Here is a 25,227-nt window from a genome sequence, read left to right as displayed (position 1 = left end):
CGTGTCGCAGAGGCCGGGCGTTTCGTTGAAGCGAGCGGTTTTACTGAATCGGTGCAACGCCGCCGAGCTTGCTCATCACGAAGCCGACAAATTGCTCAACGGTCATATTCTGGCCATTGAACTCCACCTGATTGTTGGCGTAGTGCAATTGGGTGACGATGTCGTTGCCTTCCAGTTTGGCCAATTGCGTACCGACCGCCATGCTGCTGAACATGTCCGCGGTCGCCGTCGCCTGATCGGCAACGAGCTTGACGTCGGTCTGACCGTCGATTTCCGATTGCACGGTGAGAAGGTCAACGAGCATTGGCTTGGACACTTTCAGATTGAAATCCAGCAGCGCAATCAGCTGTTGGGTCAGTTGGTCTGGCGGCAGGTCCATGGACTGCGGCTTGGTCAGGTCGAGCACCAGGTTGGCGCGGCTTTCACCATTGGTGGACTTGAACGACAGATTCTCCAAAGCCACCTGCGGGCCAGCGGCGAGCAGTTTTTCCAGATTGGTTTTGACCTGCGCCTCTTCGGCCGGGGTCAAGACCAGTTCTGGAGCCGGTTCACCGGCGGCAGCAGCCTCAGCGGCAGCCTTTTCGTACGGCTGCAGCTTGGTCTGGTAGATCTGCATCAGCGCCATGGTCGCCGGCATATCGAGGTTCTTCAGGCTCATGGCCATCTGCGCAGAGCCGACAGTCTTGCCATTCAACGACACTTCGCCAACCTTGTAATCGGCACGTCCCGAACCACTGGTGCCCGATTCTTCGGTCAGGTTCTTCATTTCAAATTTCTTGAGACCCAACACAGACTGCTTGGCACCGAAGGTAGTTTTGCTATTGGTCAGCTCCAAGGTGTTGTCGCCGATGTAATAGCCGTAGCTGCTTTTGGTCAGGTTGCTGGCCACGGTCAGGCCGTTCAGCTCGACCTTCACCGGCGTCTGGTCTTCAGCCACCGTGGTCAACGTCATGCTGTCCATGTAGCCGTTGGCCTTGACCTTTTGGGCCTGGGCGCTGGCGGCGACGTCGAGGTTCAGGCCGGAAAATTTCAGGTTGGACTTGGCATCCAATGCGATGTCCAGCGGCAGGAATTCAAGGGTGCCGTTGGTGGATTCGTCGTAACCGATATTGACCAGGCCCTTGAGTGGAGACTGGTCCTTGGCAGCGGCGAACCATTTTTCGGTGGCCGGGGTTCTTTCCAGTTCGTAGTGACTGGTGGCCATGACCGGCAGCCATTTCAGCGACACCAGACGCGAGAACGGCAGCGGACCGTGTTCGATGTGGTCGACGAACAACAACTCGACCGGCGCTTCACCAAACATTTCACCTTCGCCCTTGAGGCGGTAGTGCGCGGTGCTGCTGAACACATGGCGCTCCAGCGACACCAGTTCCAGCGACGCCGTGCCGTTGGAACCGACCAGCGCGGCATTCAGCTCTTTGTTGGCGTCGGCGATCGAGGTGTTCAGCACGCCTTCGATTTTGGTGCCGGTGTACCAGGCACCACCGGCGCTGATTGCACCGATGGCAACGACGATTCCAAGAAGCACGCCTGCTGATTTATTCATGAATTACCCGATCAATGTCCGTTGTTGAAAATGTGGTCGTCTTCCCTGAACCCATGACGGGTTGCGGTCGCGACTGCGCTGAAAGTGCGATGCAGATTAGCATCAGGCGCACCGGGCGGCCCAATGTTTAAAGGTTAAAGAGTGTCTATTGACTGCGCATGAGGGTTGAGAGTTCGGCGGGCATGAAATCGCCTTCGCGGGCAAGCCTCACTCCTACAAGGATTATGCAATACCTGTAGGAGCGAGGCTTGCCCGCGAAGGCGTCGGTACCGACAACATCAATTCAGGAGTATTGGACCTCCATCTCATCCAGCTGATGATCAAAGCTCTTGAGCCGCGCCGTCCACGTATACACCAGCACTTCAAAATCGCGATTGATCACCGCCCCGCCCGTCACTTCCGCACGCGGATCGCAGAAGTCCAGCTGATAGCGTTCACGGGCCATGGCAGTGGCAACATCGGAGAGTTCACGGGCATTGTTGAGCCAGTGCCTGCCGTCGTCGCAGACTTGCTTGTCCAGCTCAAGGCATTGCTTCTTCAAGGTCTCGAGGCTTTTTTCCAGCGGCGTGCCGGTGAGTTCGCCCATGACTTCCTGGAACGTGCGCCCCGGTTGCCAATAGCTGCCCCAGAAATACCGGTCAAACACTGTTTCGACCCGACGCAACGCCACCTTGGTGTCCCAGATCAGCACCAGGGTCTTGCCTTGTTCAAGTTGTCTTTTTTTGATCCGCTGGCCCTGGACTGAAGCCCAGGCCACCACGACGATTGCCATCACCGCAATCAGCGCCGCGGCGCTGTCCAGGAACACCAAGGCCTTGTCGATCTGGTGGGCCAGCATGATGCCGTAGAAATAGGTGGCCGACAGCAGAACCAATGCTGCAATAGCGCACCAGAAGCCGGGAGCATAAGGGTTTTTCATTATTAGAGTCCCCATGACCAACGCGAGCCTTGATCGAAGAGGTCAACGCGTGACCTCATCAAATCAAAGCATAGCAATGGCCTCAGGGTTTGCCGGGCTGTGACGCTTGCGTTCGTCCGCTTTCCCAACCACCGCCCAAGGCGAGGAACAAATCAATCTGGCTCATGGCAACCTGGGTGTTGGCGGCAGCCAATTGGGCCCGCACATCGGTGTAAGTGCGGGTGGCTTGCAGGTCCGCCAGGAACGACGCGCGGCCGGCCTGGAAGAAGCGGTGGGTCTGGTCTGCAGCCAGTTGCGCCGATTGTTCGGCGTCGGCCAACGCATCGCGGCGTTGCAGCAGTGCGGAGTACTGCGCCAGGCTGGTCTGGGTCTCACGGATGGCGTTGAGCACCACGCCATCGAAGTGCGCCAGCGTGCCTTGGGTCGTCGCTTCAGCCTCGCGGATTCGCGCCCGGGAGCCGTTGGACGGCACGGTCCAGGTCAGCAAAGGGCCGAAGCCCCAGCGATTGGTCGCCGGTTTGCCGAGATTTTCGAGGATACCGACAGTACCGACGGTCGCGCCGATGCTGATGTCCGGGTACAACTCGCCCGTGGCGATGCCGATGCCGGCGGTCGCGGCAGCCAGTCGGCGCTCGGCCTGGCGCACATCGGGTCGGCGTTTAAGCAAGGTTGCGCCGTCACCGACCGGCAACAATTGGGTGATTTTCGGCAGTTCGGTGCAGGTGGCGGTTCCGGCAGGCAACTGCTCGACCGGTTTGGCCAACAGCATCGACAAGCGGAACAACCCGGCCTGACGCGCGGCTTCATAACGCGGCATGTCGGCACGCAAGGATTTGAATTGGGTTTGCGAGCGAGTGACCTGGGTTTCATCGCCGCGCCCGGCGTCGCGCAGACGCTGGATCAGGGTGGTGCCTTGGGCTTGCAGGTCGAGCGAATGCTGGGCAATTTCCCGCTCCTCGTTGGCCGCGCACACCTGGGTGTACGCCCGGACCACATCGGCCACCAAGGTGATGCGTGCGGTATCGGCGGCGGCCTGGGTCGCATCGGCATTGGCCTTGGCCGCTTCGATACCGCGCTGCAAGGTGCCGAACAAATCGAACTGATACGAAGTGGTAATGCCGATCTCGCCGACGTTGGCCACCGGCACTTTCTCCGGTAGCAAGAAGGCTTCGCCGGACTCCTGCAAACGCTGGGCGCCAAGCTTCACACCGGCGCTCCAGCCGCCCGCCGCCTGCGCTTCGTCGACCTGCGCGCGGGCACGGGCCAGGCTCGCCGCCGCCACGCGCAAATCGGTATTGGTGACCATGGCTTGCTGCACCAATTGATCGAGGCGTGGGTCCTGATACAAGCGCCACCAATCGGCGGGCACTGGGGCCGAAACGACGTTTTTACCGTTCACCGCCAGGTCGCCCTGCAAGTCTTCACGGTGAATGGCGGCCTCGTCCGGCAAGTGATAATCCGGTCCGACCACCTGACAGGCCGACAGCAACAAGCCTAATCCGGCGACGGCCAAACCCGAGGCCCTGCTCATTTCGCGGGCTCCTGCGGTTGGTCATCCATGATCGACACTGTCGCGGTGCGCCCGGCGATCATGCGGAAGTCCGCCGGTACGTCATCGAAGGCAATCCGCACCGGAATCCGCTGGGCCAGTCGCACCCAGCTGAAGGCCGGATTGACGTTGGGCAGCAGGTTGCTGCCGCTGCTGCGGTCGCGGTCTTCGATGCCGGCGACGATGCTTTCCACATGGCCGCGCAAACGCGCGCGGTCGCCGACCACTCGAATGTCGACCGATTGGCCGACATGAATGCCGTCGAGCTTGGTTTCTTCGAAATAGCCATCAATGTGGAACGAATTGCTGTCCACCACCGACAACACCGGCCGCCCGGCAGTGACGAATTCCTGTGCACGCGGCGCGCGGTCGTTGACGTAGCCGTCCACGGGGCTGCGGATGGTCGAACGGTCGAGGTTGAGCTGGGCGCTGTCCACCGCCACCTGAGCTTCCATCAAGGCCACTTCGGCACGGGCCACCCGCGACTGGCTTTCTTCCAGTTGCTCGCCCGGCACCAGATTGCCGAGGCCACGGTTCCGCTTGGCTTCGCGTTGCGCCTGGGCCAAGGTTTCCTGACGGTCGGCGACCGCTGCCTTGGCCTGACGCAAGGCCAGTTTGAAACGGTCCTGGTCGATGCTGAACAGCACCTGGCCGCGTTTCACCAACTGGTTGTCGCGCACTTCCACTTGCTGGATCAGCCCGGACACGTCCGGGGCGATCTGCACGATGTCGGCACGGATGTGCCCATCCCGTGTCCAGGGCGCGAACATGTAATACATCACCATGCGCCAGACCACGACGACGGCGAAGGTCACGATCAGCAGGGTCAGGACCACGCGACCGAGGGTCAAAAAAGGCTTTTTCATGTCATCAGGTATCGACTGAGTGAGTCCACGGCGCCGAGCAGCAAGGCGTAGAGAGCCACGTTGAACAATGCCCGGTGCCAGACCAGACGGTAAAAGTGCAGACGCGTCAGCAACCCGTGCACCAACAGGAACAGCACGTACGTAATGCCCATCAGCACCAGCAGCGTGGGCAGGAACACCCCGCTGATATCCAGATCACCGATCATAAAGGCGCTCCATCGATGCCATGGGGAAGCGGTTCTTCAAGTTCGCCCGAGGCGACGAATTCCACCCCGGGCAGCAGCGACAGACGCAGACCGCTCAAGGCATGCAACAGGTGCAGACGCGCGCCTTCATCGCACTCGGTGTTGAGGGCGCGGCGGGTGCGGTCGAGGGTCATCAGCAGCGGGCTCGGTGCCGGCAATCGCTCGCCGGCCTTGAGGCAGGCTTTGAAATACTCGCCAACTTCGGCCACCACTTGCTGCAGCAGCACTTGCGGTGCGCCGAGCACCCGCGGCGTGTAAGCAAGCAGGTCGAGCAAGTTCAGCGCCACGCGCACTTCCCGCAGTGCAATGCCGGTGTCTTGCCCGGTCATGGCCAGACGTGGCAGATGCTGCATCAAGCGGTCGAGCATCTGCACACCCAAATGCCGGTGTTCGGCCAATGTAGCCGGCTCAGTCAGGCTGACAATGTCGCGCCAGCTGAATCGGGTCAGGCGCTTGGCCGCCAGTTCCGCACCGAACGGCCGGGCGATCAGCGTCCAGACAAAGGCAAACAGCAAGCCAACGGGGCCGGCCAGGTTGGAGTTGGCGAAGCTGAGGAAATCCGCGTCGTAAGCGCCCTGAATGCTGATGAACGACGAGGTGTTGACCAGGGTCAGCAGCATGCCCAGGTAAAACTGCGGCTTGACCGTCAGGGTGCCGATGCAAATGAACGGCACGGCAAACGCCAGCACCAGCATCGGGAAGTCATGCAGATTCGGCAGCACAAGGAACAGATAAAGACTGGCAAACAACACCGACATCGCGGTCCAGAAAAAGAACCGGAATATCTGCGGTGCCGGGTCGTCCATCGAGGCGAAGAAGCTGCACGCCACCGCTGCCAGAATCACTGCGGCACCGCCGTCGGTCCAGCCGAGCAGAATCCACAGCACCGACGCGACAATGATCGCGGTCACCGTGGACGCCGCCGAATAGAACATCAGCCCACGGTCAAGAAACGGCGACAGGCGACCCAGACGCCAATGCCTATACACCGCGCGCCAGCTGTCCTGGCTTTCGCACTGAATGGCGTATTGCAGGCTGCGGCAGTCTTGCCACACATCGATCCACTCGCCGAGGCGATACAGGGCGTTGGAGAACAGCAGCTGTTTGCGGTCATCCAGCGCTTCGGCGGACGGTTGCAGGGCTTCTAGTTGATCTTTCAGCGCCTGCCAGCGGCCGAGGTCGGCATCTTTGTGGCCAAGCCATTCGGTGGTCGCGGCCAACAGCGGCGCGAACTTATCCACAAGCTCGGGGGTTCTTCGTTCAAGGGCATAGAGTGCGTCGTCGAGCGCGTCGATCACCGGCAACAGGTGAATCATTCGCCCGCGCAGTTCTTTGGTGTTGCGCACCGTCTGCGGCCGCGCACCCTCGTGTGGCAACTGACCGATCATCAGTTCCAGGCTGTTGAAGGTCGCCACCATCGCCGAGCGCAGGGCACTGACTTCGTCCGGCTGCACGTTGCGGCTGAGGAAACGCAGGCTGTAAGTCGAAGCATCGGCGAACCATTTGTTCACCGAATCGTTGAACACCGGCGCCAGCCGCCGTGGCCAGAACATGGCACCGACCACGGCCGCAGCGGCGATGCCGAGGAAGATTTCTTCGGTCCGCGCTTCCGCTACATCCCACACCGCCAGCGGGTTATCCACCACCGGCAAGGCAATCAGCGGCAACGTGTAACCGGCGAGCATCAGCGCGTAACTGTTGGCCGTGCGCAAATGCAGGGACAGAAACAGCAACGTCCCGGTCCACAGCGCGATCACCACCACCAGCACATACGGGCTCTGGACAAACATCGGCACGAAAAAAACCGCTGCCGCCGCACCGAGCAAGGTGCCGACCGCGCGGTATAAAGCCTTGGAACTGGTAGGGCCGACGAAAGGGCTGGAAACGATGTACACCGTGGCCATCGCCCAATACGGACGCGGCATTTGCATGAGCATGGCGATGTACAGCGCAATCATCGACGCCGCGAACGTGCGCACCCCGTAGAACCAGTCCCGCGCCGGAGGAACGCCGGTGAAAAATCCGCTCAAGGGTTCGCCACCGACGGCGGGGTGGCCGCTTCAAAGGCTCTCAGTACCCGCAGCGTCGCTTCCAGATCACTGCGGTCAATGCCTTCGAGCACTTCATTGCGCAACCGCACCAGCTCGGTCTCGACAGCCTGCACCAACTCCCGACCGGTTTCCGTCAGGCTCAGGCATTTGGCGCGTCGGTCATGGGCGTCTTCGGTGCGACGGACGTAACCGGCATGGCACAGCTGATCGAGCAGACGCACCAGCGAAGGACTCTCCATCCCCGCCGCCTGCGCCACCGTCACCTGCCGCACCCCCTCGCCCAGTCGCCCGATCATCAACAACGGGACGGCACAGGCTTCGGAAATTCCATAATTGACCAGCGTGGTCTGGCAGATCTTCCGCCAATGCCTGGCGGCCACCACCATGGAGCTGCTGATGTTCATCTGGAGAGCGTCGAGGTTTTTCGGCACGAGGGGAAACACACACTGTTAGTTTGCTAACTATCAATATGGCATTGGAGGGGAAAGCTGGTCAAGTTTTGAAACAATTCTGGGACCGGAGGGATGCCTCTCCTTAGCCATCACCCAACAATCTTCCCGCTTCTCCCTCTATAAAATCCAAAACCTCCTCCGACACGCTGTACTGAAATTGCTTGCGTCGGTGTTTTGAAACCTTGCCGTCGTTGTCCAGGCACATCATCACCAGCTTCGACAGATCGCTACCCCGTACATCGAAACGCTGATTAACCGCTTTGACCACACGGTCGTAACGGTCCAGAAACTCAGTCTCCTCTCGCAGTTCAATTTCCAGCGCGCGGCGTGCCATCTGCAACGTAAATTCGACGCAGCGAGTGGCGTCCCAGAAACGATAGATGGAGGGGTGGCCAATGAATTCGAAGGCCATTTGATCGGCGTCCAACCAGGTGACGTTCCAGAAGTCGCGAGCAGGTTTTGAGAAATCCTTCAGCGTTTCCAGGTAGTTCGCCTCCTCGTGTTTCATCGCCACGGAGACGGGCAACAGCAAACCATTTTCCAAGGCGCCGGAATGGCAAAGGGTCTGGTGAATCAAGAAGCGCGAAAGTCGACCATTGCCGTCCATGAACGGATGAAGGAAGACAAATCCGAAAGCGGTTACGGCAGCCGCTACCAGCGGGTCGACTTGCCTTGAAGACTGATTGGCGAAGGTCATCAACTCCTCCATCAGTTCACGGCACAGATCCGGTGCGGGTGGGACATAGCTGACCCCAGCAGCGCCCCGCAAACCGTTATGCAAGTGGTTCTGTTCATGACGAAACAGGACAGCTTTGTCGAAAGGATTGGAAACGGTGCTGTTCTGCAACTCGACCAGATAGTCTTCACTCAGCTCACGCCCTTCATGGGCCTGGCGCAGTAGTTGAACAAAGCGGCGTGATTTTTCTTCGCTGGGTTCTTCTTTCTCGATGGCGAAGGAATCGCGGGTTTCGTGCAGGTAAGCCCAGTTGATGGCTCGGTCCATCATTTCGGGCGGTAATGTCGCCATAAAGGCTTTAGCTCGGCCGAGAATGTCGAGACTGAGCAAGGCTTCGAGTTCAGGCGTTCGTTCTACGGTGGCGCAGTAACGCAGAGAGCCAAGCCCATTGAACTCAATACGCCAACGCGTGTTTCTAACAATCGGGCCAGTTACATAACGTGCGGGGTCGAAAAGCGGCGCAAACCTGCTGTTTATCGGGATTGCATAATCGAGTCGCCGATTCGTCAACTCTTCCCAGAGAAAGCAGGCCTTTCGAACAAAGACGCCATTCGGTGCTTTTGCCAGTTCTTGAAGCAATTGCCCGGCAGCAACAGCTTCAAGCGCGGCGGCCAGAATTCCGAGATTGATGCCTTCATGTTTAAGCGCAAAAAAAATGTGTTCAAGAGTTGAATCGGTTGACGGTGCTACCGATTGAGGAACAGCCAGGCAATCCCCAATCATCGAGATGCGCGTGACAGGTTTGACCATAGCCACACGCGTCGGCGCGATAACTTTGAGTTTTAAAGCATCATGGAGGTGTGCGTATCCAACCAGGGGCATTGTGCGTGTCCACAGAAAAAGTTCACAAACGCGATTAAAGCCCAGATTTCTGCAACGCCTGTAAGTTTTTTGCACATTTCGGTCGTTTCGCTAAGATTTTTACACCCCGCCAGCGTTTTTTGGCACGCGTAAATGGTTCGATCTTAGAGATCATCCAGATTTACTGAAATCGGTTTTTCATGCCGGCGTGAACGAATAATTTCCAACAACTCACGGTCATCGAGGCGTTCCATCGCGCACTCGAAAACATCGGCCGGAACCAATGTCACAGGCTCGCCAGGTGAACATTTCAGTACCGCTGATGGATTTTTCTTCACTTCAGACATTATTTTTTAACCCCCGATGCTGACCGGTTCGGTGCCTAGGCCAAATTGGTTATGAACAGAAAAGGCAGGCTGCGGGCACCGCGCGTCGCGTCGATTTCCCCTCAGGCCATGGTTTGTACTGACGACGTATATACTTTGTCAGTACATCAGTCGAGGATGCAGACCATGTCAAAACAAGCCGTCTTTACAATGAAACTCGAACCGGAATTGCGCGAGCAGTTCATGGCCGAAGCCGAAGCGTCGCATCGCCCTGCTTCGCAGATTGTTCGTGACATGATGCGGCAATTCGTTCAAAAACAGCGCGAGTCGCGTGAGTACGAAGCGTTTTTACAACGCAAAGTAGACCGCGCGCGATTGTCCATGAATGCAGGTGAAGGCCTGCCGAATGATGAAGTTGAGGCAGAATTCGCCGCCAGGCGTGCGAGGGCTGCTAAAGGATGAGGATTATTTGGACGCCTGCAGCAGCACAGGATCGTGCAGAAATTTGGGATTATCTCCATGCCGTCAATCCAAAAGCAGCCATCGACATGGACACCCGTTTCACTCACTCAATATCTCAGCTGTCCCAATACCCTGAAAGCGGCCCCGCCGGAATCATTGCCGGCACACGAGAGCTGATTCCGCACCAGAGTTATCGCATCGTCTATGAACTGGGACGGGACGCGATCTGGATACTCGCGCTGGTTCACACTTCTCGACAGTGGCCGCTGGAGAGTTGAAGTACTCCTCAGATTTACACCCCCCGCCCCTTCCTCATCAGCACATCCAGTTGATCCACCACCTCCGCCCAATCCGCGTCATCCAGAATCTCCTCCCGCAATAACTGCGCTTGGCCCTCGCTCCAGAAAAATGCATCGGCCAAATGCAATTCAGGCTTGAGCGGTGAATGGGTGGCGATGAATTTATCGATGCTTTCGGCGTCGTCCGGCAGGCCGAGTTGTTTGAACAGGGAAGGGAGGCTGTGGGTTGGGGATTCCATGTCGGGCTCCTTTTTTATGGCAGATGATTGGGTGATTGCTTTGCAGTCAATCGCGGGCAAGCCTCGCTCCTACAATGGACAGCGTGACCCTGTAGGAGCGAGGCTTGCCCGCGAAGGCGATGTAACTGGCGCCGCAAAACTCACTGGCTCAACTCTCGCACCTCCGCATGCGGCACCATTTTCAGAAACTCCGGCATGTTCATGTGCACCAGATTGTTGTGGTTGCCGGCTTCGAGGTAGATGTCTTTCTGCCGGGTCAGCAGTGGGTCGATGACCATGTCCAGGCCATAGGATTCACCGAGCGCGGGCACGGCGCCCCGTTCGCAATCTTCGAACAGATGCGCCAGGGTGCTTTCCCGGGTGATCTGCCATTCGCCGCTGGCGCGAACTTTACTCAGGTCAAGGTGACGGCTGGCGGGCAGCACAGCCATCAGAAAATGACCGTGGTGGTCGTCGAGGATCACCGATTTGGCCACCCGTTCGGCAGGAATGCCCGCGACCCGCGCCGTTTCAAGGCTGCTGGCCGAGTGTGGGTGGGTGACAACGTCATATTCGCAGTGCGCCTTGTCCAGGCTGCTCTGCAGGGTTTTTGCCATACGCATGATGCACCTCGGTGTCCGCAAACACTGTTTGGCGGACGATGGTTAACACTTTTCTTCGTACTGAAAGTCTAGGCCTGCTGGCGCGTTTCAGAGTGAAATCCGCCCGCCGGGCCAACGTCAACAACTGGTCAAAATTCGTACAATCCACAGCTCAGCTAGACTGTATAAAGAACCATCAATGACTCTCCCGGAGGGTCACGTGAACACTCGTTGCTGGGCAATTGCGCTGTTGTTGGCCTTGAGCGGATCGGTCTTCGCCGCGGACACCGTCGTCCTGCTGGCGCCCAACCCCATGGGGATCTGGCTGATCACGTTCGGCATCGCGTTTCTGATCGCCGAGGCGGCACTGCCCAATTACGGCGTGATCGGGCTCGGCGGCATTGTGATGTTCGTGATCGGGGCGGTGATCATGACCAACACCGAAGTGCCTGTGCCGTTGATGATCGGCCTGGGACTGATCAGTGCGCTGCTGTTGATCTTCCTTTTGGTCCACGCGCTGAAAACCCGACCGCGCGAAAACGTCAGTGGCGATGCAGGACTGGTGGGTAGCGTGGCCCCGGTGTTGTCGCTGGCCGGCAATGCCTACAACGGTTGGGTGCACCTGCAAGGAGAAAAGTGGCAAGTCCTCAGCGTCACGCCGCTGCAACCCGGGCAAAGGGTCCGGGTGGTGGCGCGCAAGGGATTACTGCTGGAAGTGGCCGCGGCTGATGCGGCGTCGAATGGAGAATAGACATGGGCCTGCAACTGGGTTTTGCCGCGCTGCTGTTACTGCTGATCGCGCTGGCGGGGTCGACCTTCCGCATCCTGCGCGAATACGAGCGCGGGGTGGTGTTCCAGCTCGGGCGTTTCTGGCAGGTCAAGGGCCCTGGCCTGATCCTGTTGATTCCGGTGGTCCAGCAAATGGTCCGCGTCGACCTGCGCACCGTGGTACTCGACGTACCGCCGCAAGATGTGATTACCCGCGACAACGTCTCGGTCAAGGTCAACGCGGTGCTGTATTTCCGCGTGCTCGATCCACAGAAAGCCATCATCCAGGTCGAAGACTTCCTCATGGCCACCAGCCAACTGGCCCAAACCACGCTGCGGGCGGTGCTCGGTAAACATGAACTCGATGAACTGCTGGCCGAACGGGAACGGCTGAACATCGACATCCAGCAAGTGCTCGACGCCCAGACCGATGCCTGGGGCATCAAGGTGGCGAACGTCGAGATCAAGCACGTGGACCTCAACGAGTCGATGGTTCGCGCCATCGCCAAACAGGCTGAAGCCGAGCGGGAACGCCGGGCCAAGGTGATTCACGCCGAAGGTGAGTTGCAGGCCTCGGAAAAACTCATGCAAGCAGCCGAGATGCTGGGGCGTCAGCCTGGGGCCATGCAGTTGCGGTACATGCAGACGCTGAGTTCGATTGCCGGTGACAAGACCTCGACGATCGTCTTTCCGCTGCCGATCGAATTGCTCAAGGGGATGGCGGATTTGTCGTCCAAATCTTGACCTTCTGCAAAAACACCAACGTCTGGTAACTCCGTCGGAGATTTCCTTCAAGTTGTAGTGGTGTTGGTGAACTTGTTCCGGCCTGAACCCAGGTCTAGTCTGGGTTTGTCACTGAATAAACGGTGACACGGACGTGCAAGTCCGACGAAACTGTTTAGGTCGCAATTGCCATATCTCTCATTGAGCATTTAAGTGTTCACTGCTTTATGGCGGCTGCGCGCAGGAGATCCTCGGATCTGCTGGGTGTCCTAAACAGTCCCGGTCTTGCACACCTGCGCACGGCCGCCACCCCATTCGCGTGCAAGCGAACGGTGACGGCTCCAACTTACTGTTTAGGATATTCCATATGATCAAGATAACGCCCAATCCTCCAGAGAACTCTGACGCCCCGTCAGAAGAATCTCTCGAGGCTGAAAAACTCAAAGAAGCCGCTGACCGCGCCTTCGCCCACTACTTCCCCCCGGCTGACGGAAAACCAGCCAGGCGCCGCAAAGGCGCGCTCTTCTCAGTTTCTCCCGACATCGACACCGAAGCCCTGCTGGCCAACGCCTCCGAAGATTTGCTGTCCATCAGTGCCATTGCGGCCGATCTTGCGGACGACGTGGACGGGACACGGCGCTCGGTAGCCCTGGCACTCAGCCGCATGGCCGATGGCGTGCAGTTGCTCGTAGAGCGGGCGCTGGATCATTGGGAGGCGTTGCAAATGGCGAAGGCTCAAACCAAGGTTTAGCCGGGTACATTTGTGGTGAATTGACCACCGCCATCGCGAGCAGGCTCACTCCCACATTGGATCTCCGTCGTACACATAATATGTGTTCACTGAAGATCAACTGTAGGAGTGAGCCTGCTCGCGATGGCGTCAGTACTGTCAATGCATGACTTGGCAACTAGCGCGTCATAAGGCACCCGCGCCCAACGCTCCACCCGCTCACGCAAAAGCGCCGAAGCCTCACGACGCTTCTCATCACCGTCCCCGCCAAACACCGCTGAAGGCTGTTTGGCATGCCGCCCCACCGCTGCAAACACTTGCCCACGCTGCAAATCATCCAATCCGAAAAACCCAGCCAACCGCCCCGCCATCGCACCGGGCAACTCACTGTAATTCACCGCCAACCCACCAAATTCCCTGCATCGCGCCAACCCCGATTCCAGCAACCGCCCCAACCGCCGCGCAATGAAATCCTCACGACTGTCGAACGGCAATTCGTCATCCAGCCCACTCGCGCCAATCATCCCCGGCACCATGTGCATGCCCGGGCGGCGTACATGAGAAACAGCGATTTCCAGAGGATCGCGGTACACAAACAACCAAGGCGTTTCGGGAAAACATTCGCGCAACAGGGGCAATTCAGCGATGTTCCAGGCATCGAGCTTGATCACCAACCGTTGCTCCTTACCGAGCCGACGCTGACCATAGGCGGACAACAACCCTTCGACGGCGGCACGCCGTTCGACGGCTGGCAAACCACTGCGCAACAAGGCATCCAGCGGCGGCGGTTCGCTGATGACGATGTGGTTATCGAGTTGCGCGAGCATCTGACTGATCAGGGTCGAGCCGCAGCGCGAAGCATGAAAGATAAACGTACTCGGCGCCAAACCGGGACTGAGGGCCTGCCAGTCGCCGAGAACAGCCAACGGCGTTTGCCGACGAAACGCCTGATCGAACGGCAACCGCAGCGCCTCTTCCACGGCATCGCGAAAAAATGGCTGATGCAACGACGTGTCGCCGAACCAGCACCAATCGACCTGCCACTCGCCAGCCGGCTGCCAGACCCGAATCGGCAGCCAGCCTTCCAGGCTCAGGCGTTCCATTGTTCATTCCAGCGGCGACGGCCGTTGCGCATCGCAGCACGCAGTTCTTCCCGAGAGAAGACCAAGCCTCTCTCAGTGGCCAATTCCAGCGTCCGGGTGATGAAAACCTCAGTGTCCTGTAAGCCCTGTAACGTCTTCGAAAGCTGCGGATCGCTCGCCACTAACCGCTGAAATTGCAGTAAAGCTCCGTCCCCGATATCAGGTGAAGGCGTGGTGCGTAAACCCTCGAAAATCGCCTGCTCCAACCCAACACCAGGACGGCAATCGAGCACCAGATGAACCCGTGCCGAACTGTCGCGATTGTCCACGCGATGGGGCCGCGACAAATCGAGAAACCAGCATTCCCCCGCCGTCATCGGCATGCGCTGGCCATCGAGCATAAAGTCGACGAGAGGTGGGCTGAGCAAAGGAATGTGCAGTCGCAGATCAGCGTCTGGCTCGCCAAGATCGTAATCACAATGTTCGTGAATCTGCCCGCCCGGACCGAGCCGCAACAGACGCGCGCTGACGATTTCCAGCGGCAAATCGCGCAAGCCCTGCTGCCATCGCAGATCCCGCAACCACGGCGCGCGCAACAGCGGTTCGCCACACCCCGGCGACAGTTCCGTCAGCGCATCCACCGCCGAAACCAGCGCCACACCACTCCAGTCTTCGGCGTAGTAATCACTGTTGAAATGCGCATGCCACGCGTCCTCGCCAATCGCCGCCAACGCTTGCAACAACAGCGGCAAATCCAACGTCACCGGCAGGCGGGAAAATGCCGGTCGATTCATCGCTTCGGCAGCACCGCACATTCGCCGAGCCAGGTCAGCAACCGGTCGAGGCAGGCCTCGACCGACTGCACGCCGGTGTCGAGCACCAAGGAGGCGGACGACGGCGGTACATAGGGCGCGGAAACACCGGTAAACCCTGCCAGGTCAACGCGACGGGCCCGAGCGTAATGACCTTTAGGATCGCGTTGCTCGCACACCGCCAACGAAGCGCTGCACCAGACTTCGCGGTAGTCCTCACCCAGTCGCCGAGCAAATACTTCACGCAGCTCCACCAGCGGCGCGATCATCGCGAGGATGACAATCTGCCCGTTCTCCACCAGCAGCGCCGCAAGCTCGCTGGCGCGGCGGATGTTCTCCAGGCGATCGTTGTCGGAAAATCCGAGGTCGCGATTGAGCCCGACCCGCAACCCGTCGCCATCGAGCACCACGCTCTGCACGCCGCGCTCGAACAGCTCGGCGTTCAGCGCCTGGGCCAGCGTCGATTTGCCCGCCGCCGGCAAACCGGTCAGCAGGATCGCGGTGCCGTGATGACCGTTGCGGGTCTCCCGTTGTTCGCGATTGATGCTCGCGGTCGGCACCCGCAGATTATTGGACCGGAACATGGGCCACCGGCACTGTGATGTTGCCCGACGCCCAAGCGGCTTCACGATTCGCCAGCGCGGTGGCGATGGACTGGACTTCGGTGGACTGAATCTCATCCGGCATCGGGTCGAGGCCGGCGCTGGCGAAGATTTGGCCGTAGGCGTTACGCAGATCGGCGTAGGACAGGTCCCGGCGCAAATCCGTTTGCGCTGGCGGCCTGCGCCGCATTGAGCTGGGCCTGATAAGCGGAACAGTCGAAACGCGCCAGCGTATCGCCCTTCTTGAACGACTCGCCCTCACTGAACGGCAACTCGACAATGCGCCCGGACAACTCACTGGCAAGCACCGCCTGATCCCGGGCACGCAACACGCCACGGGCTTCGCTGCTGGCCGTCGCATTGCTGCCAGTGGCGCTGTTTCCCAACAGCGGATCGTCTGGCGCCGGCGTTTGCGCCTGAACGGCGCATGTCACCAAGGTCAATCCAATAACCCAAACACGAACACGCCGCATAACCGTATCTCCCTGACGGATGAGCGGAGTCTATGACAGGGTGGGTGGGCGTCAAGTGGATAGCCGACACTTGTTGGAAAAGCGAAAGAGCGGGAAAGGCACCGTTGGCTAAAATGGCATCAACCTATCGAAAATATAACCTTGATGGAATATTCCATAGGGTGCATATTCCGCCCCATGAATTGGGATATTGAATACACCGACGAGTTCGGCGACTGGTGGACGGATCTGAGCGAAAGCGAGCAGAGCTCTGTGGCTGCAAGCGTCAAGCTGCTAGGCCAATTCGGCCCAGGCCTGAGGTTTCCCCACAGCTCAGGCATAAATGGCTCACGCCACGGCCATCTCAGGGAACTACGAATTCAGCATGCAGGGCGTCCGTATCGCATCCTGTACGCATTCGATCCCAAGCGGTGTGCCTTGCTGTTGATTGGCGGTGATAAAACCGGTCAGGATCGAGGGTATGAAGTCAATGTACCGCTGGCCGATCAGCTGTACGATGAGCATCTCGACACATTGCGCAAAGAGGGTCACAACGATGGCTAAGAAATTTGCCGAGCTCGAAGCGCGGATGACACCCGAATCCCGGGCACGCGCCGAGTCGATTTATGAACAACATATCAAGGAAATGCCGTTACACGAATTGCGTCAGGCCAAAGCGCTTAGCCAGGCCACGCTTGCAGAAACGCTGCATATCAATCAGGCAGCGATTTCAAAGATGGAACGTCGTACGGATATGTACATCAGCACTTTACGCAACTACATCCGCGCGATGGGCGGCGAACTTGAAATCATCGCTACTTTTCCGGATGGCCAGGTAAAGATCGAAAATTTCGCTGGTTGAGCAGCCAACTGGCTGCTCTATCGCGTCCTGCCAGAAACATTACGATAACCCCGCCAAAATGAGGCTGGCCAACGATCCCCACCAGCATAATCCCAAGACAACCCACATCCAGTTTATTGGGCTGAGTGTTGAATTTTGTCTACCCGAAGCATCGTCCGCCAGATAATTTATCGCCATTTGCACACGCATCAAGCAACTGACTTGAAGGGTCAGAAGCAACATCAGCATCGCAAGACTTAGATGCAGATCCAGATGCGCGTGGACTCAAGGGCACACAGCAGAATGAACGTTAAAGCCAGAAACCTTGGATACCATTTGTATCGAAAACCCGTGGCATTTATGCGCCGATCGATAGCTCTGACCAGGGCATAGGTGAACCACACACTCATGACCGCGCGTATTGATGGCATGACCCGCACCGCAGTAGCCGCTCGATAGTTTTTCCAGTTTCGATACGACCAATACATGAAGTACAAGCCAGAGGTTGCGACAAACAGGACTGCGAGCTTGCGTTTAGACACGACATAGAAGGGACAAAACATGTCGTTGTCCATGGCGCAGTCTGCAGCCGGTGGCGAGTAAGGGTTAGAAGGCATGACGGCGCTTGTTAGGCATAGGGGCCGCAATATTAACGCCGGTTCAGGTGGACCAAATCCCACATAAAAAATCAGGACATTTCCTACGAGATAGTCCGTTGGTCAATCATTGCTTTCAAAATCATTTGGCCCTAACTTCAGCATAACTGAACCTTGTACGCAGCGATTAAGTTCGCTGGCCGTTAGGGTGAGAAAACCGGCCTCGGCCGGTTTTTTCGATTTACCCCCCACGAATTAGCGCTGTGCCGTCTCTGCCAGCGGATACACCGACTCCCATCCCCCGCCCAACGCCTTATACAAACCCACCATCGCCAGCGACACCCCGGTCGAGCTCTCCACAAACTGCTCCTGAGTCGCCAACAACGCGCCTTGAACGGTCAGCACGTTGACGAAATCCACCACCCCTTCCACATATTGCTGCTGCGCGGTGCGCAGGGCGATCTGGTTTTGGCGGACGGCTTCGGCGAGGCTGTCGCGGCGCAGTTGGCTGGCGTTGTAGGCGCTCAGTTGGTCGTCGATTTCATGCCACGCGCGTAGTACGGTTTGCTGGTAGGCGATGGCGGCTTCCTGTTGCTGGGCCTCGCGCAGATTCAGGACCCCGCGCAGGCGGCCGCCGTCGAACAGCGGCAGACTGAATTGCGGGCCGATACCGAACGAGCGCGAGCCCCAGGAACCGAAATCGCTCAGCTGCATGGCTTGTGAACCGATGTTGCCCGACAGGGTGATCCGCGGATAGAAATCACCCTTGGCCACGCCGATGCTCGCGGTGGCGGCATGCAGGCGGGCTTCGGCCTGACGGATATCCGGGCGGCGTTCGGCCAGCTGCGACGGCAGGCCAATGGCGACCTGACGTGGGGTTTGCGGTACGGGCACGTCGCTGGATAACTCGGCGTGCAGCGCTTGAGGCGGTTCGCCCATCAGCAAGCTCAAGGCGTTGATCAGCTGTGATTGGCGCTGTTCCAGCGCGGGCAGGCGCGACTCGATGGCGGCGACTTGGGCGGCCGCTTCGGCGACGTCCAGGTCAGTGGCAACACCATCGGCCAGACGCAGTTGCGAGAGTCTCAGGCTGTGGCGGGCGACATCGAGGTTTTGTTCGGTAACAGCCCGAGTGCTTTGTGCGCCGCGCAGTTGGATGTAGTCCTGAGCGGTTTCGGCGAGCACCGACAGCAGCACACCGCGGCGATCGTTTTCCGCGACTTCCAGCGTCGCGTCGGCGGCTTCGGTTTCGCGGCGCACACGGCCCCAGAAATCCAGTTCCCATGACGCGGAGAAGCCTGCGTCCCAGAGGTTGAACGCCGAGTCGCCGTTGTTGCCTGATGGATCGTTCAGGCCTTCGCCGCTGTTACGTTTGCGCCCGTAGCTGCCGGTGACAGCGGTGTTCGGATAACGGTCGGCGGTGATCGCCTGGCGTGCGGCGCGACTTTGCTGCAAGCGGCTGCTGGCGAGTTTCAGGTCGAGGTTGTCGGTCAGGGCGCGCTGGGTCAGGGCCGAGAGTTTCGGGTCGTTGAAGACGTCCCACCAGCGCTCGTTCATGTCGGTGGGTACGGCTTCACTGGCGGCGGCTTTGGACGGTTTCGACCACTCGGTGATTTGTTGTGCTTGAGGTTTCTGGAAGTCGGGGCCGACGGTGCAGGCTGTAAGGCTCATGATCAGCAAGGCGCAAAAGGTGAGTTGAAGCCACCGGCCTCTTCGCGAGCAAGCCCGCTCCCACAGGGGATCTCTTTTTGCGCACAAAACTTGGGCACCCCGCAGATTAAATGTGGGAGCGGGCTTGCTCGCGAAGGCGTCAGTCCGGTCAACAAAGCTCTTCATCGCTGAACCACCTCAGACGCCGTCGCCGCACCGGCCGTATCAATCCTCGCCTCCACCGACATCCCCACCCGCAACCGGCCGGCCAATGCCTGACCCGGTTCCAGAACAATCTTCACCGGAATCCGCTGCACAACCTTGGTGAAGTTGCCGGTGGCGTTGTCCGGTTTGATCGAAGCAAACGTCACACCGGTGGCCGGCGCGATGCTCTCGACGCGCCCCGTCAAAACCTCGCCACCGAGGCTGTCGACACGCACTTGCACGTCCTGCCCCGGCTTCACGTCGATCAGTTGGGTTTCCTGGAAATTGGCGACCACGTAAGCCTGCGCCAGCGGCACCACCGCCAGAATCTTGCTGCCCGGCGTCACGTAAGCACCGACCCGCACCGCCCGCTCGCCCACCATGCCGTCCTGAGGGGCAACGATGCGCGTGTAAGACAGCTCGTAGCTGGCCATTTCCAGCGCCGCTTGCGCGCGCTTCAATCCACCGTCTGCCGCGTCGCGCTGAGCCGTGAGGATCTCCACCTGCTTACGCTCCGCCGCCAGCACCGCCGTGACGTTGGCCAACTGCGCCGCGGCCTGATCGATGCGCGTGCGCGCTTGCTGAGCATTCTGCACCGTGCCGGCACCGACCCCGGCGAGGTGGTTGTAGCGGTTCAATTCGTGCTCGGCGAAGGCCATTTCAGCCTTGGCCGACACCACCGTGGCCTGGGCCTGAGCGATCACCGAAGTCTGGCGCTCAAGGGTTGCCCGAGCGTTTTGCAGTTGCGCCCTGGCTACCAACGTCTCGGCGTCGGCGGCTTGGGCGGCGGCACGCAGGTCCCTGTCATCGATCAATGCCAGTAACTGTCCGGCCTTGACCTGCTGGTTGTCTTCCACCAGCACGTCCTTGATGAACCCGGCCACCCGAGGCACCACCAGGGTGAAGTCCGCCGAGACAAAGGCATCGTTGGTGTTCTGCTGCGTGCGTTTACCGAAAAGACCTGGCGTCAGCAGGTAAATCAGCACGCCGACCGCCACCACTGCGGCGACGCCGACAACCACTTTTTGCTTTGTTTGAGTCGTCATAAAAACCTTCTGTTTCAGTGAAGCGTTCATGTCGGTGCGCGCGGTGGATAAATCCGCGTCGGCAGCCAGAAAATCAGCAGGATCAGCACCAACGCGACGCCGGTCATGCACAGATAAAGATCCGATGACGTCAGCACCACGGCCTGCTCATGCAGACGATGGGCAAGGCCAGCGCTGTCGCTGTCGGCCAGAGGGGAGTTGCCGAGGTTGTCCACCAGCATGGTCGAATGGAAATGCAGCCTTGCCGTGGTCAACGCCTCGATCACACCGGTGGCGACCACCGCTGACAGGCCTTTCACGGTGTTGAACCAGGCTGAGGCGTACGGGCCTTCCATCGGCGTGATGCTGCCGGTGGAGAGCATCAGCAGCGGCAGTACCGCCATGGGCTGACCGAAGATTTGCAGCCATTGCAGCACGTAAAAGTCGTCACGAATCCACACCGACGTCAGCTGCGAACCACCGATGCAGGACAGCGCCAACATGCTCAGACCGAGCCCCAGTACCCAGCGGCAATCGACCCAACGCAGGTTGCACAGCGCCGCCACCAGCGGCAGCGCGATCAACTGTGGCAGGGCCGCCAACAACATGATCGGTGCGGTCTGAACCGGGCGATAACCCTGGACCTGCGCCAGATAGCTGGACGGAATAATGATCACCGCCAGCAGCACCACCAGCACCCCGGCCAGGGTCAGCAAGGCGAACGCCAGGTTGCGGATCCCGAGCATCTGCATCTTGAAAAACGGGATGGGCTGCGACCACTCGTTGATCAGGAAAAGCACCAGCATCAACAGCCCACCGCCGAGCAATCCACAGATCAGGCTCGACTCGAACCAGTCCAGCCGATTGCCCTGCAAAATGCCGATCACCAGCATGCAGATCGCCGGAAACCCCAGCAGCAAGCCGCGCCAGTTGAATTGTTTGAAGCGCTCCAGACGCAGCGGATCCTGCGGCAAGCCGTAGGCCACGGCCGCCATGGCAATCAGACACGGCGCGATGATTTGCCAGAAGGTCCATTGCCAGCCGACGTATTCGGTCCACAAGCCGGCCAGTGGTGTGCCGAGCCCAGGGCCGAAGGTGGCCGTCAGCGCGTAACCCGCCAGACCGTAAAGCTTCACGTTGGCCGGCAAAAAGCGCAGCGCGACGGTCATCAGCATCGGTGGAAGCGCGCCCCCAGCCAGGCCTTGCAAAGTACGCATCAGCAGCAGGCTTTCGTAGTTCGGGGCGAACGGGCACAACACGCCCAACAGGGTGAAGGCGCTGATGGCGCAGAGGGTGAAGCGCCGCAACGAGAACGTCACCGAGCACCACGGCGCGAAGGCCATGGCGGCTACGGAGGTCGCCGTGTAGCTGGCGACCAGCCAGGTGCCTTCGTCATAGCCGATGGCCAATGCGCCGCGAATGTCGGCCAGAGCGACCTTGGTCACCATCTCGTTGAGGCCCGACACCAGCACCGCCAGCAACACGCCCACCAGACCGATGATGATCCGCGGGCCGAAGACCGGGGGCGTAACGGCGGCCGGACTGGCCGCGGCGAAAGGTGCCGTGACCGTGAGGGAAGTCATTTACTGCAAGCTCCGGGGTTTGAATACCGAAGCAGTTTAAGAAGCGCGGGACGTTACGAAAACTGACTTATTGACAGGTAATAAGTGCGTTTCATGCAGCAATAATAAACCCTGTGGGAGTGAGCCTGCTCGCGATAGCGGTGGATCAGTCAACATCTGTAGTGAATGTGATGGCCCTATCGCGAGCAGGCTCACTCCCACAGGGGTTGGGGGTGAACTTCAAGAGGGTTGCGCGGCCAGCCAGGTCTCGTCGCAACAGGCCTTGAGCGTTTCACGCAGCCAGCGATGCGCCGGGTCCTTGTCGAAACGCGGATGCCATGCCTGGGTCAGCATCAGGGTGGGCAAGGGAATCGGCAGGGTAAACGAGCGCAGCTTCAAACCCAGGCGTCGTACGCTCAGTAACGCTTCCTTGGGCACCGGCAAAATCAGATCGGAATCCGGCAGCGCAAACATCGCCGCGTGGAAACTCGGCGCAATCATCGCCACCCGCCGCTCCAGCCCAAGGGCATTGAGTGCGGCATCAATCGGCCCGCGAGCAATGCCGCGACGGGACATGCTGATATGGGAGAAACCCGCAAAACGCTCGGCCGTAATCTCTTCGTCGAACAGCGGATGGTCCTCGCGAACCAGGCCAACGAAATGAGTGGAAAACAGATTCTGAACCTTCACTTCCGGGGTCAGCGGCCGGGTATTGCTGATGCTCAGGTCGATCCGCCCTTCGCGCAGCGCTTCATCGTCGCCGTCGCCTTCGGGGACGAAGCGCAACTCGCAATGCGGCGCCTGACGGTCCAGGGTGTCGAACAGCTTGCCGCCGTAGACACCGACGAAAAAGTCATTGGCGCGGATGCTGAACCGCCGACGCAACGAACCCAACTCCACCGCATCGGCCGAGCGAAACAGCAAAGCGGCCTGCTCCACGACATCGCGTACTTGCTCGCGAAGCTCCAACGCCTTGGGCGTTGGCACCAAACCACGACCGGCGCGCACCAGAATCGGGTCGCCGATGGCCTCGCGGATACGCGTGAGTGTTCGGCTCATAGCCGCCGGGCTGAGGTTCATCCTCCGCGCAGCGCCCACCACACTGCCCTCGTCGAGCAAGGCGTCGAGGGCGACCAACAGGTTCATGTCCGGGAGTTGCATGCTGAGCACTCGTGTCTGGGCTGGATTGATTCAGACGCAATGCTAGCAAACATCGCCAATTATTGTGTTGGCTGGACCGGCCTCATCGCGAGCAGGCTCACTCCTACAGGGGTTTTGTGTTGAATACAAAATCTGCATCCAATGAAGATCCACTGTAGGAGCGAGCCTGCTCGCGAAGAGGCCGGATCAGACACCGCAAATCTTAGCGCTGCATCCCCCACCGCTTCACCGTGACCCGCTCCAGCGTGTCAAACACCAGGTTCTCCACCAGCAACCCAATCAAGATCACCACCGCCAACCCAGCAAACACTTTGTCGGTGTACAGCTCATTACGATTCTGAAAGATGTACCACCCCAACCCGCCCTTGCCGCTGGTGGCGCCAAACACCAATTCCGCTGCGATCAGCGTTCGCCAGGCAAACGCCCAGCCGATTTTCAACCCGGCAAGGATCGACGGCAGCGCCGCCGGGATCAGGATGAACAGCACGAAGCGCATACCCTTGAGGCCGTAATTGCGCCCGGCCATGCGCAGGGTTTCCGAGACGCCAAGAAACCCGGCATAGGTATTCAGCGCCAAGGCCCAAAGTACTGAATGCACCAGCACAAAAATCAGGCTGTTCTGCCCCAGACCAAACCACAGCAGCGCCAACGGCAATAGCGCAATCGCCGGCAGTGGATTGAACATCGAGGTCAAGGTGCTCAGCAGATCGCGGCCGAACTGCGTCGACACCGCCAACGTGGTCAGGCCAAACGCCAGGACGATGCCGATCAAGTAACCCTTGAGCAGCACCACCAGCGAAATCCAGACTTTGCCCAGCAGTTCACCGCTGAGCAAGCCGTCATACAGCGCGCTGCCGGTTTGCAGAAAACTCGGCAGCAGCAGGTCGTTGTTCTGAACGCGGGCAACCACCTCCCACAGCACTGCGAGCAAAATCAGGATCAGGCTTTTACGTAGCCAAGCCTGTTGCCAGAGGCGCTGACCGAGCGGCAATTCCCGCTCCACCGGCACGCTCGTCAATGGCTGCAAAACGGTTTCGAATTCTTCACGCGCAGATGATAAATGGCTCATCGGGCACTCCTCTCAATGGCTCAATAAGCGATGCGAATGTCGGAAAAATCCAGCTCACGCTCGGTTTCCGGCGACTGACCTTCATCGAACAGCAACCAATGAATCCTTCGCGCCGACTCCTGAAACGCTACGCCACCGAGGCTGTGCAAATCGTATTGATGGCTGTGGACTTCGGCCCGCACCCGACCCGGATGCGGCGACAGCAACAGAATGCGATTGCCCACCACCAGCGCTTCTTCGATGGAGTGCGTGACGAACAGCAGCGTGAAGCGCACCTCTTCCCAGAGCAGCAGCAATTCTTCCTGCATCTTGCGGCGAGTCAGCGCATCGAGGGCGGCGAAGGGTTCGTCCATCAGGAGGATTTTCGGCTGCATCGCCAACGCCCGGGCGATCGCCACTCGCGCCTTCATGCCGCCGGACAATGTGTGAGGATACGCATCGGCAAACGCCGCCAGACCGACCTTTTCCAGATAGTGCAACGCCCGTTCTTCGGCCTCTTTGCGCTTGAGGGTTTTCGAGGCCAGCAGCGGAAACATGACGTTCTGTTTGACGGTTTTCCACGGCGGCAGTTGATCGAATTCCTGGAACACTACAATCCGGTCCGGCCCCGGCGCATGAACGGTTTGTCCTTGCAGCCGGATCTCGCCCTCGCACGGTTGAATGATTCCGGCGACCGCTTTGAGCAGCGTCGATTTACCGCAACCGGACGGACCGAGCAACACAAAGCGGTCAGCCGGATCGATTTCAAAACTGACTTGATGCGTTGCCCGAACCACACGCTGCGGCGTGCGGTACTCCAGGCTGACATTGTCGACGGACAGCAGCGCCTGGGCTGCTGAGATCGGGTTGCTGGCCGTGTGGCCTTGCAAAGGGGCGTTCAT

Annotated in this window: 27 protein-coding genes and 2 pseudogenes; 7 read left to right on the top strand and 22 right to left on the bottom strand. The window is 59.4% G+C overall.

All coding sequences use genetic code 11. The features are described from left to right. Positions 1 to 40 precede the first annotated feature (40 nt). The 9 genes from ACYZTM_RS16170 to ACYZTM_RS16130 all read right to left on the bottom strand — a co-directional run bounded on the left by ACYZTM_RS16170 (position 41) and on the right by ACYZTM_RS16130 (position 9,512). Positions 41 to 1,546, bottom strand: a complete 1,506-nt coding sequence (locus tag ACYZTM_RS16170) for a YdgA family protein (protein ID WP_131060493.1) — start codon at positions 1,544 to 1,546, stop codon at positions 41 to 43. Positions 1,547 to 1,829: 283 nt separating this feature from the next. Next, the gene (locus ACYZTM_RS16165) at positions 1,830 to 2,465 is read right to left on the bottom strand and encodes an NADH:ubiquinone oxidoreductase subunit N (RefSeq protein WP_461983427.1); all 636 of its coding nucleotides are present in this window, start codon (positions 2,463 to 2,465) and stop codon (positions 1,830 to 1,832) included. 82 nt (positions 2,466 to 2,547) lie between these two features. Then, positions 2,548 to 3,996 carry an efflux transporter outer membrane subunit gene (locus tag ACYZTM_RS16160; RefSeq protein WP_461983425.1) on the bottom strand — a complete coding sequence of 483 codons (1,449 nt, stop codon included), beginning with the start codon at positions 3,994 to 3,996 and terminating at the stop codon, positions 2,548 to 2,550. Then, positions 3,993 to 4,880, bottom strand: coding sequence for an efflux RND transporter periplasmic adaptor subunit (locus ACYZTM_RS16155; protein ID WP_131060490.1), 888 nt, complete (start codon positions 4,878 to 4,880; stop codon positions 3,993 to 3,995). Before ACYZTM_RS16155 ends, ACYZTM_RS16160 begins: the two co-directional genes overlap by 4 nt. Continuing rightward, on the bottom strand, positions 4,877 to 5,086 hold the full coding sequence (locus ACYZTM_RS16150; RefSeq protein ID WP_008148151.1) for a DUF1656 domain-containing protein: 210 nt from the start codon (positions 5,084 to 5,086) through the stop codon (positions 4,877 to 4,879). The genes ACYZTM_RS16155 and ACYZTM_RS16150 overlap by 4 nt, the downstream gene beginning before the upstream one ends. Next, entirely contained in the window at positions 5,083 to 7,155 is a 2,073-nt protein-coding gene (locus tag ACYZTM_RS16145) for an FUSC family protein (protein WP_461983423.1), read from the bottom strand. The genes ACYZTM_RS16150 and ACYZTM_RS16145 overlap by 4 nt, the downstream gene beginning before the upstream one ends. Beyond that, positions 7,152 to 7,580, bottom strand: coding sequence for a MarR family winged helix-turn-helix transcriptional regulator (locus ACYZTM_RS16140; RefSeq protein WP_131060488.1), 429 nt, complete (start codon positions 7,578 to 7,580; stop codon positions 7,152 to 7,154). Before ACYZTM_RS16140 ends, ACYZTM_RS16145 begins: the two co-directional genes overlap by 4 nt. Before the next feature lie 130 nt (positions 7,581 to 7,710). Then, entirely contained in the window at positions 7,711 to 9,186 is a 1,476-nt protein-coding gene (locus ACYZTM_RS16135) for a Fic family protein (RefSeq protein WP_461983421.1), read from the bottom strand. Between the two features lie 143 nt (positions 9,187 to 9,329). Next, a complete protein-coding gene (locus ACYZTM_RS16130) occupies positions 9,330 to 9,512 on the bottom strand; it encodes an antitoxin (protein ID WP_131060486.1) in 183 nt (60 codons plus the stop codon). A 165-nt stretch (positions 9,513 to 9,677) separates the two neighbouring features. Here ACYZTM_RS16130 and ACYZTM_RS16125 point away from each other — a divergent pair, with 165 nt between their 5' ends. Together ACYZTM_RS16125 and ACYZTM_RS16120 are read left to right on the top strand one after the other, a co-directional pair. After that, entirely contained in the window at positions 9,678 to 9,953 is a 276-nt protein-coding gene (locus tag ACYZTM_RS16125) for a CopG family ribbon-helix-helix protein (RefSeq protein ID WP_131060485.1), read from the top strand. Further along, positions 9,950 to 10,231: a type II toxin-antitoxin system RelE/ParE family toxin gene (locus ACYZTM_RS16120; RefSeq protein WP_461983418.1), complete on the top strand. Its 282-nt coding sequence runs from the start codon at positions 9,950 to 9,952 to the stop codon at positions 10,229 to 10,231. The genes ACYZTM_RS16125 and ACYZTM_RS16120 overlap by 4 nt, the downstream gene beginning before the upstream one ends. A 14-nt stretch (positions 10,232 to 10,245) precedes the next feature. On the opposite strand, the gene ACYZTM_RS16115 is transcribed toward ACYZTM_RS16120, so the two are convergent. Beyond that, positions 10,246 to 10,491 carry a DUF2789 domain-containing protein gene (locus ACYZTM_RS16115; protein ID WP_131060483.1) on the bottom strand — a complete coding sequence of 82 codons (246 nt, stop codon included), beginning with the start codon at positions 10,489 to 10,491 and terminating at the stop codon, positions 10,246 to 10,248. Positions 10,492 to 10,631: 140 nt separating this feature from the next. Further along, positions 10,632 to 11,093 (bottom strand): aminoacyl-tRNA deacylase, encoded by a 462-nt coding sequence (locus ACYZTM_RS16110; RefSeq protein WP_131060482.1) that lies wholly within the window; start codon positions 11,091 to 11,093, stop codon positions 10,632 to 10,634. Between the two features lie 199 nt (positions 11,094 to 11,292). Between ACYZTM_RS16110 and ACYZTM_RS16105 the strand changes: the two genes are divergently transcribed. The 3 genes from ACYZTM_RS16105 (at position 11,293) to ACYZTM_RS16095 (ending at position 13,314) form a co-directional block, all read left to right on the top strand. Further along, complete coding sequence (locus ACYZTM_RS16105; RefSeq protein WP_131060481.1) at positions 11,293 to 11,823, top strand: NfeD family protein; 531 nt, start codon at positions 11,293 to 11,295, stop codon at positions 11,821 to 11,823. A gap of 2 nt (positions 11,824 to 11,825) precedes the next feature. Further along, a complete protein-coding gene (locus ACYZTM_RS16100) occupies positions 11,826 to 12,584 on the top strand; it encodes a slipin family protein (protein WP_131060480.1) in 759 nt (252 codons plus the stop codon). Between the two features lie 346 nt (positions 12,585 to 12,930). Next, the gene (locus tag ACYZTM_RS16095; RefSeq protein WP_131060479.1) at positions 12,931 to 13,314 is read left to right on the top strand and encodes a DUF6124 family protein; all 384 of its coding nucleotides are present in this window, start codon (positions 12,931 to 12,933) and stop codon (positions 13,312 to 13,314) included. Positions 13,315 to 13,400: 86 nt separating this feature from the next. Here ACYZTM_RS16095 and ACYZTM_RS16090 read toward each other — a convergent pair whose 3' ends face one another. The 5 genes and pseudogenes from ACYZTM_RS16090 to ACYZTM_RS16070 form a co-directional block, all read right to left on the bottom strand. After that, positions 13,401 to 14,396, bottom strand: a complete 996-nt coding sequence (locus tag ACYZTM_RS16090; protein WP_461983415.1) for a sulfotransferase family protein — start codon at positions 14,394 to 14,396, stop codon at positions 13,401 to 13,403. Further along, positions 14,384 to 15,169 (bottom strand): aspartyl/asparaginyl beta-hydroxylase domain-containing protein, encoded by a 786-nt coding sequence (locus tag ACYZTM_RS16085; protein ID WP_461983413.1) that lies wholly within the window; start codon positions 15,167 to 15,169, stop codon positions 14,384 to 14,386. Before ACYZTM_RS16085 ends, ACYZTM_RS16090 begins: the two co-directional genes overlap by 13 nt. Then, the gene (gene cysC / locus ACYZTM_RS16080; protein ID WP_461983411.1) at positions 15,166 to 15,771 is read right to left on the bottom strand and encodes an adenylyl-sulfate kinase; all 606 of its coding nucleotides are present in this window, start codon (positions 15,769 to 15,771) and stop codon (positions 15,166 to 15,168) included. Before cysC ends, ACYZTM_RS16085 begins: the two co-directional genes overlap by 4 nt. Continuing rightward, a pseudogene (locus tag ACYZTM_RS16075) lies at positions 15,755 to 15,958 on the bottom strand (TolC family protein); the annotation flags it as partial. The gene cysC and the pseudogene ACYZTM_RS16075, both read right to left, overlap by 17 nt. Before the next feature lies 1 nt (position 15,959). Then, positions 15,960 to 16,262 (bottom strand): annotated as a pseudogene (locus ACYZTM_RS16070) (efflux RND transporter periplasmic adaptor subunit); the annotation flags it as partial. Positions 16,263 to 16,439: 177 nt separating this feature from the next. Here ACYZTM_RS16070 and ACYZTM_RS16065 point away from each other — a divergent pair. Both ACYZTM_RS16065 and ACYZTM_RS16060 read left to right on the top strand, forming a co-directional pair. After that, a complete protein-coding gene (locus tag ACYZTM_RS16065; RefSeq protein WP_461983409.1) occupies positions 16,440 to 16,805 on the top strand; it encodes a type II toxin-antitoxin system RelE/ParE family toxin in 366 nt (121 codons plus the stop codon). After that, complete coding sequence (locus tag ACYZTM_RS16060) at positions 16,798 to 17,103, top strand: XRE family transcriptional regulator (protein ID WP_083375321.1); 306 nt, start codon at positions 16,798 to 16,800, stop codon at positions 17,101 to 17,103. Before ACYZTM_RS16065 ends, ACYZTM_RS16060 begins: the two co-directional genes overlap by 8 nt. Positions 17,104 to 17,933: 830 nt before the next feature. Here ACYZTM_RS16060 and ACYZTM_RS16055 read toward each other — a convergent pair. The 6 genes from ACYZTM_RS16055 to ACYZTM_RS16030 all read right to left on the bottom strand — a co-directional run bounded on the left by ACYZTM_RS16055 (position 17,934) and on the right by ACYZTM_RS16030 (position 25,227). Continuing rightward, positions 17,934 to 19,511 (bottom strand): efflux transporter outer membrane subunit, encoded by a 1,578-nt coding sequence (locus ACYZTM_RS16055; RefSeq protein ID WP_461983407.1) that lies wholly within the window; start codon positions 19,509 to 19,511, stop codon positions 17,934 to 17,936. Next, positions 19,508 to 20,575: an HlyD family secretion protein gene (locus ACYZTM_RS16050; RefSeq protein WP_461983405.1), complete on the bottom strand. Its 1,068-nt coding sequence runs from the start codon at positions 20,573 to 20,575 to the stop codon at positions 19,508 to 19,510. The genes ACYZTM_RS16055 and ACYZTM_RS16050 overlap by 4 nt, the downstream gene beginning before the upstream one ends. A gap of 26 nt (positions 20,576 to 20,601) precedes the next feature. After that, positions 20,602 to 22,137, bottom strand: a complete 1,536-nt coding sequence (locus ACYZTM_RS16045) for an MFS transporter (protein WP_461983403.1) — start codon at positions 22,135 to 22,137, stop codon at positions 20,602 to 20,604. A gap of 219 nt (positions 22,138 to 22,356) precedes the next feature. After that, entirely contained in the window at positions 22,357 to 23,277 is a 921-nt protein-coding gene (locus tag ACYZTM_RS16040) for a LysR family transcriptional regulator (protein WP_131060475.1), read from the bottom strand. Positions 23,278 to 23,479: 202 nt separating this feature from the next. Then, positions 23,480 to 24,346, bottom strand: coding sequence for an ABC transporter permease (locus tag ACYZTM_RS16035; RefSeq protein ID WP_438658301.1), 867 nt, complete (start codon positions 24,344 to 24,346; stop codon positions 23,480 to 23,482). 20 nt (positions 24,347 to 24,366) lie between these two features. Then, positions 24,367 to 25,227, bottom strand: a complete 861-nt coding sequence (locus ACYZTM_RS16030; RefSeq protein WP_461983401.1) for an ABC transporter ATP-binding protein — start codon at positions 25,225 to 25,227, stop codon at positions 24,367 to 24,369.

The sequence above is a fragment of the Pseudomonas sp. MDT2-39-1 genome, from assembly GCF_054898085.1.
Note: the sequence above shows the minus strand (reverse complement) of the source record. Positions and strands in the feature narration are given on the sequence as shown.

Excerpts from the sequence above, each read along its gene's own strand:
- ACYZTM_RS16090 (WP_461983415.1), bottom strand. The coding sequence starts at position 14,396 with ATGGAACGCCTGAGCCTGGAAGGCTGGCTGCCGATTCGGGTCTGGCAG.
- ACYZTM_RS16125 (WP_131060485.1), top strand. The coding sequence starts at position 9,678 with ATGTCAAAACAAGCCGTCTTTACAATGAAACTCGAACCGGAATTGCGC.
- ACYZTM_RS16140 (WP_131060488.1), bottom strand. The coding sequence starts at position 7,580 with ATGAACATCAGCAGCTCCATGGTGGTGGCCGCCAGGCATTGGCGGAAG.
- ACYZTM_RS16135 (WP_461983421.1), bottom strand. The coding sequence starts at position 9,186 with ATGCCCCTGGTTGGATACGCACACCTCCATGATGCTTTAAAACTCAAA.
- ACYZTM_RS16095 (WP_131060479.1), top strand. The coding sequence starts at position 12,931 with ATGATCAAGATAACGCCCAATCCTCCAGAGAACTCTGACGCCCCGTCA.
- ACYZTM_RS16100 (WP_131060480.1), top strand. The coding sequence starts at position 11,826 with ATGGGCCTGCAACTGGGTTTTGCCGCGCTGCTGTTACTGCTGATCGCG.
- ACYZTM_RS16165 (WP_461983427.1), bottom strand. The coding sequence starts at position 2,465 with ATGAAAAACCCTTATGCTCCCGGCTTCTGGTGCGCTATTGCAGCATTG.
- ACYZTM_RS16150 (WP_008148151.1), bottom strand. The coding sequence starts at position 5,086 with ATGATCGGTGATCTGGATATCAGCGGGGTGTTCCTGCCCACGCTGCTG.
- ACYZTM_RS16030 (WP_461983401.1), bottom strand. The coding sequence starts at position 25,227 with ATGAACGCCCCTTTGCAAGGCCACACGGCCAGCAACCCGATCTCAGCA.
- ACYZTM_RS16045 (WP_461983403.1), bottom strand. The coding sequence starts at position 22,137 with ATGACTTCCCTCACGGTCACGGCACCTTTCGCCGCGGCCAGTCCGGCC.
- ACYZTM_RS16040 (WP_131060475.1), bottom strand. The coding sequence starts at position 23,277 with ATGCAACTCCCGGACATGAACCTGTTGGTCGCCCTCGACGCCTTGCTC.
- cysC (WP_461983411.1), bottom strand. The coding sequence starts at position 15,771 with ATGTTCCGGTCCAATAATCTGCGGGTGCCGACCGCGAGCATCAATCGC.
- ACYZTM_RS16115 (WP_131060483.1), bottom strand. The coding sequence starts at position 10,491 with ATGGAATCCCCAACCCACAGCCTCCCTTCCCTGTTCAAACAACTCGGC.
- ACYZTM_RS16085 (WP_461983413.1), bottom strand. The coding sequence starts at position 15,169 with ATGAATCGACCGGCATTTTCCCGCCTGCCGGTGACGTTGGATTTGCCG.
- ACYZTM_RS16065 (WP_461983409.1), top strand. The coding sequence starts at position 16,440 with ATGAATTGGGATATTGAATACACCGACGAGTTCGGCGACTGGTGGACG.
- ACYZTM_RS16120 (WP_461983418.1), top strand. The coding sequence starts at position 9,950 with ATGAGGATTATTTGGACGCCTGCAGCAGCACAGGATCGTGCAGAAATT.
- ACYZTM_RS16110 (WP_131060482.1), bottom strand. The coding sequence starts at position 11,093 with ATGCGTATGGCAAAAACCCTGCAGAGCAGCCTGGACAAGGCGCACTGC.
- ACYZTM_RS16055 (WP_461983407.1), bottom strand. The coding sequence starts at position 19,511 with ATGAAGAGCTTTGTTGACCGGACTGACGCCTTCGCGAGCAAGCCCGCT.
- ACYZTM_RS16170 (WP_131060493.1), bottom strand. The coding sequence starts at position 1,546 with ATGAATAAATCAGCAGGCGTGCTTCTTGGAATCGTCGTTGCCATCGGT.
- ACYZTM_RS16155 (WP_131060490.1), bottom strand. The coding sequence starts at position 4,880 with ATGAAAAAGCCTTTTTTGACCCTCGGTCGCGTGGTCCTGACCCTGCTG.
- ACYZTM_RS16130 (WP_131060486.1), bottom strand. The coding sequence starts at position 9,512 with ATGTCTGAAGTGAAGAAAAATCCATCAGCGGTACTGAAATGTTCACCT.
- ACYZTM_RS16160 (WP_461983425.1), bottom strand. The coding sequence starts at position 3,996 with ATGAGCAGGGCCTCGGGTTTGGCCGTCGCCGGATTAGGCTTGTTGCTG.
- ACYZTM_RS16050 (WP_461983405.1), bottom strand. The coding sequence starts at position 20,575 with ATGACGACTCAAACAAAGCAAAAAGTGGTTGTCGGCGTCGCCGCAGTG.
- ACYZTM_RS16035 (WP_438658301.1), bottom strand. The coding sequence starts at position 24,346 with ATGAGCCATTTATCATCTGCGCGTGAAGAATTCGAAACCGTTTTGCAG.
- ACYZTM_RS16060 (WP_083375321.1), top strand. The coding sequence starts at position 16,798 with ATGGCTAAGAAATTTGCCGAGCTCGAAGCGCGGATGACACCCGAATCC.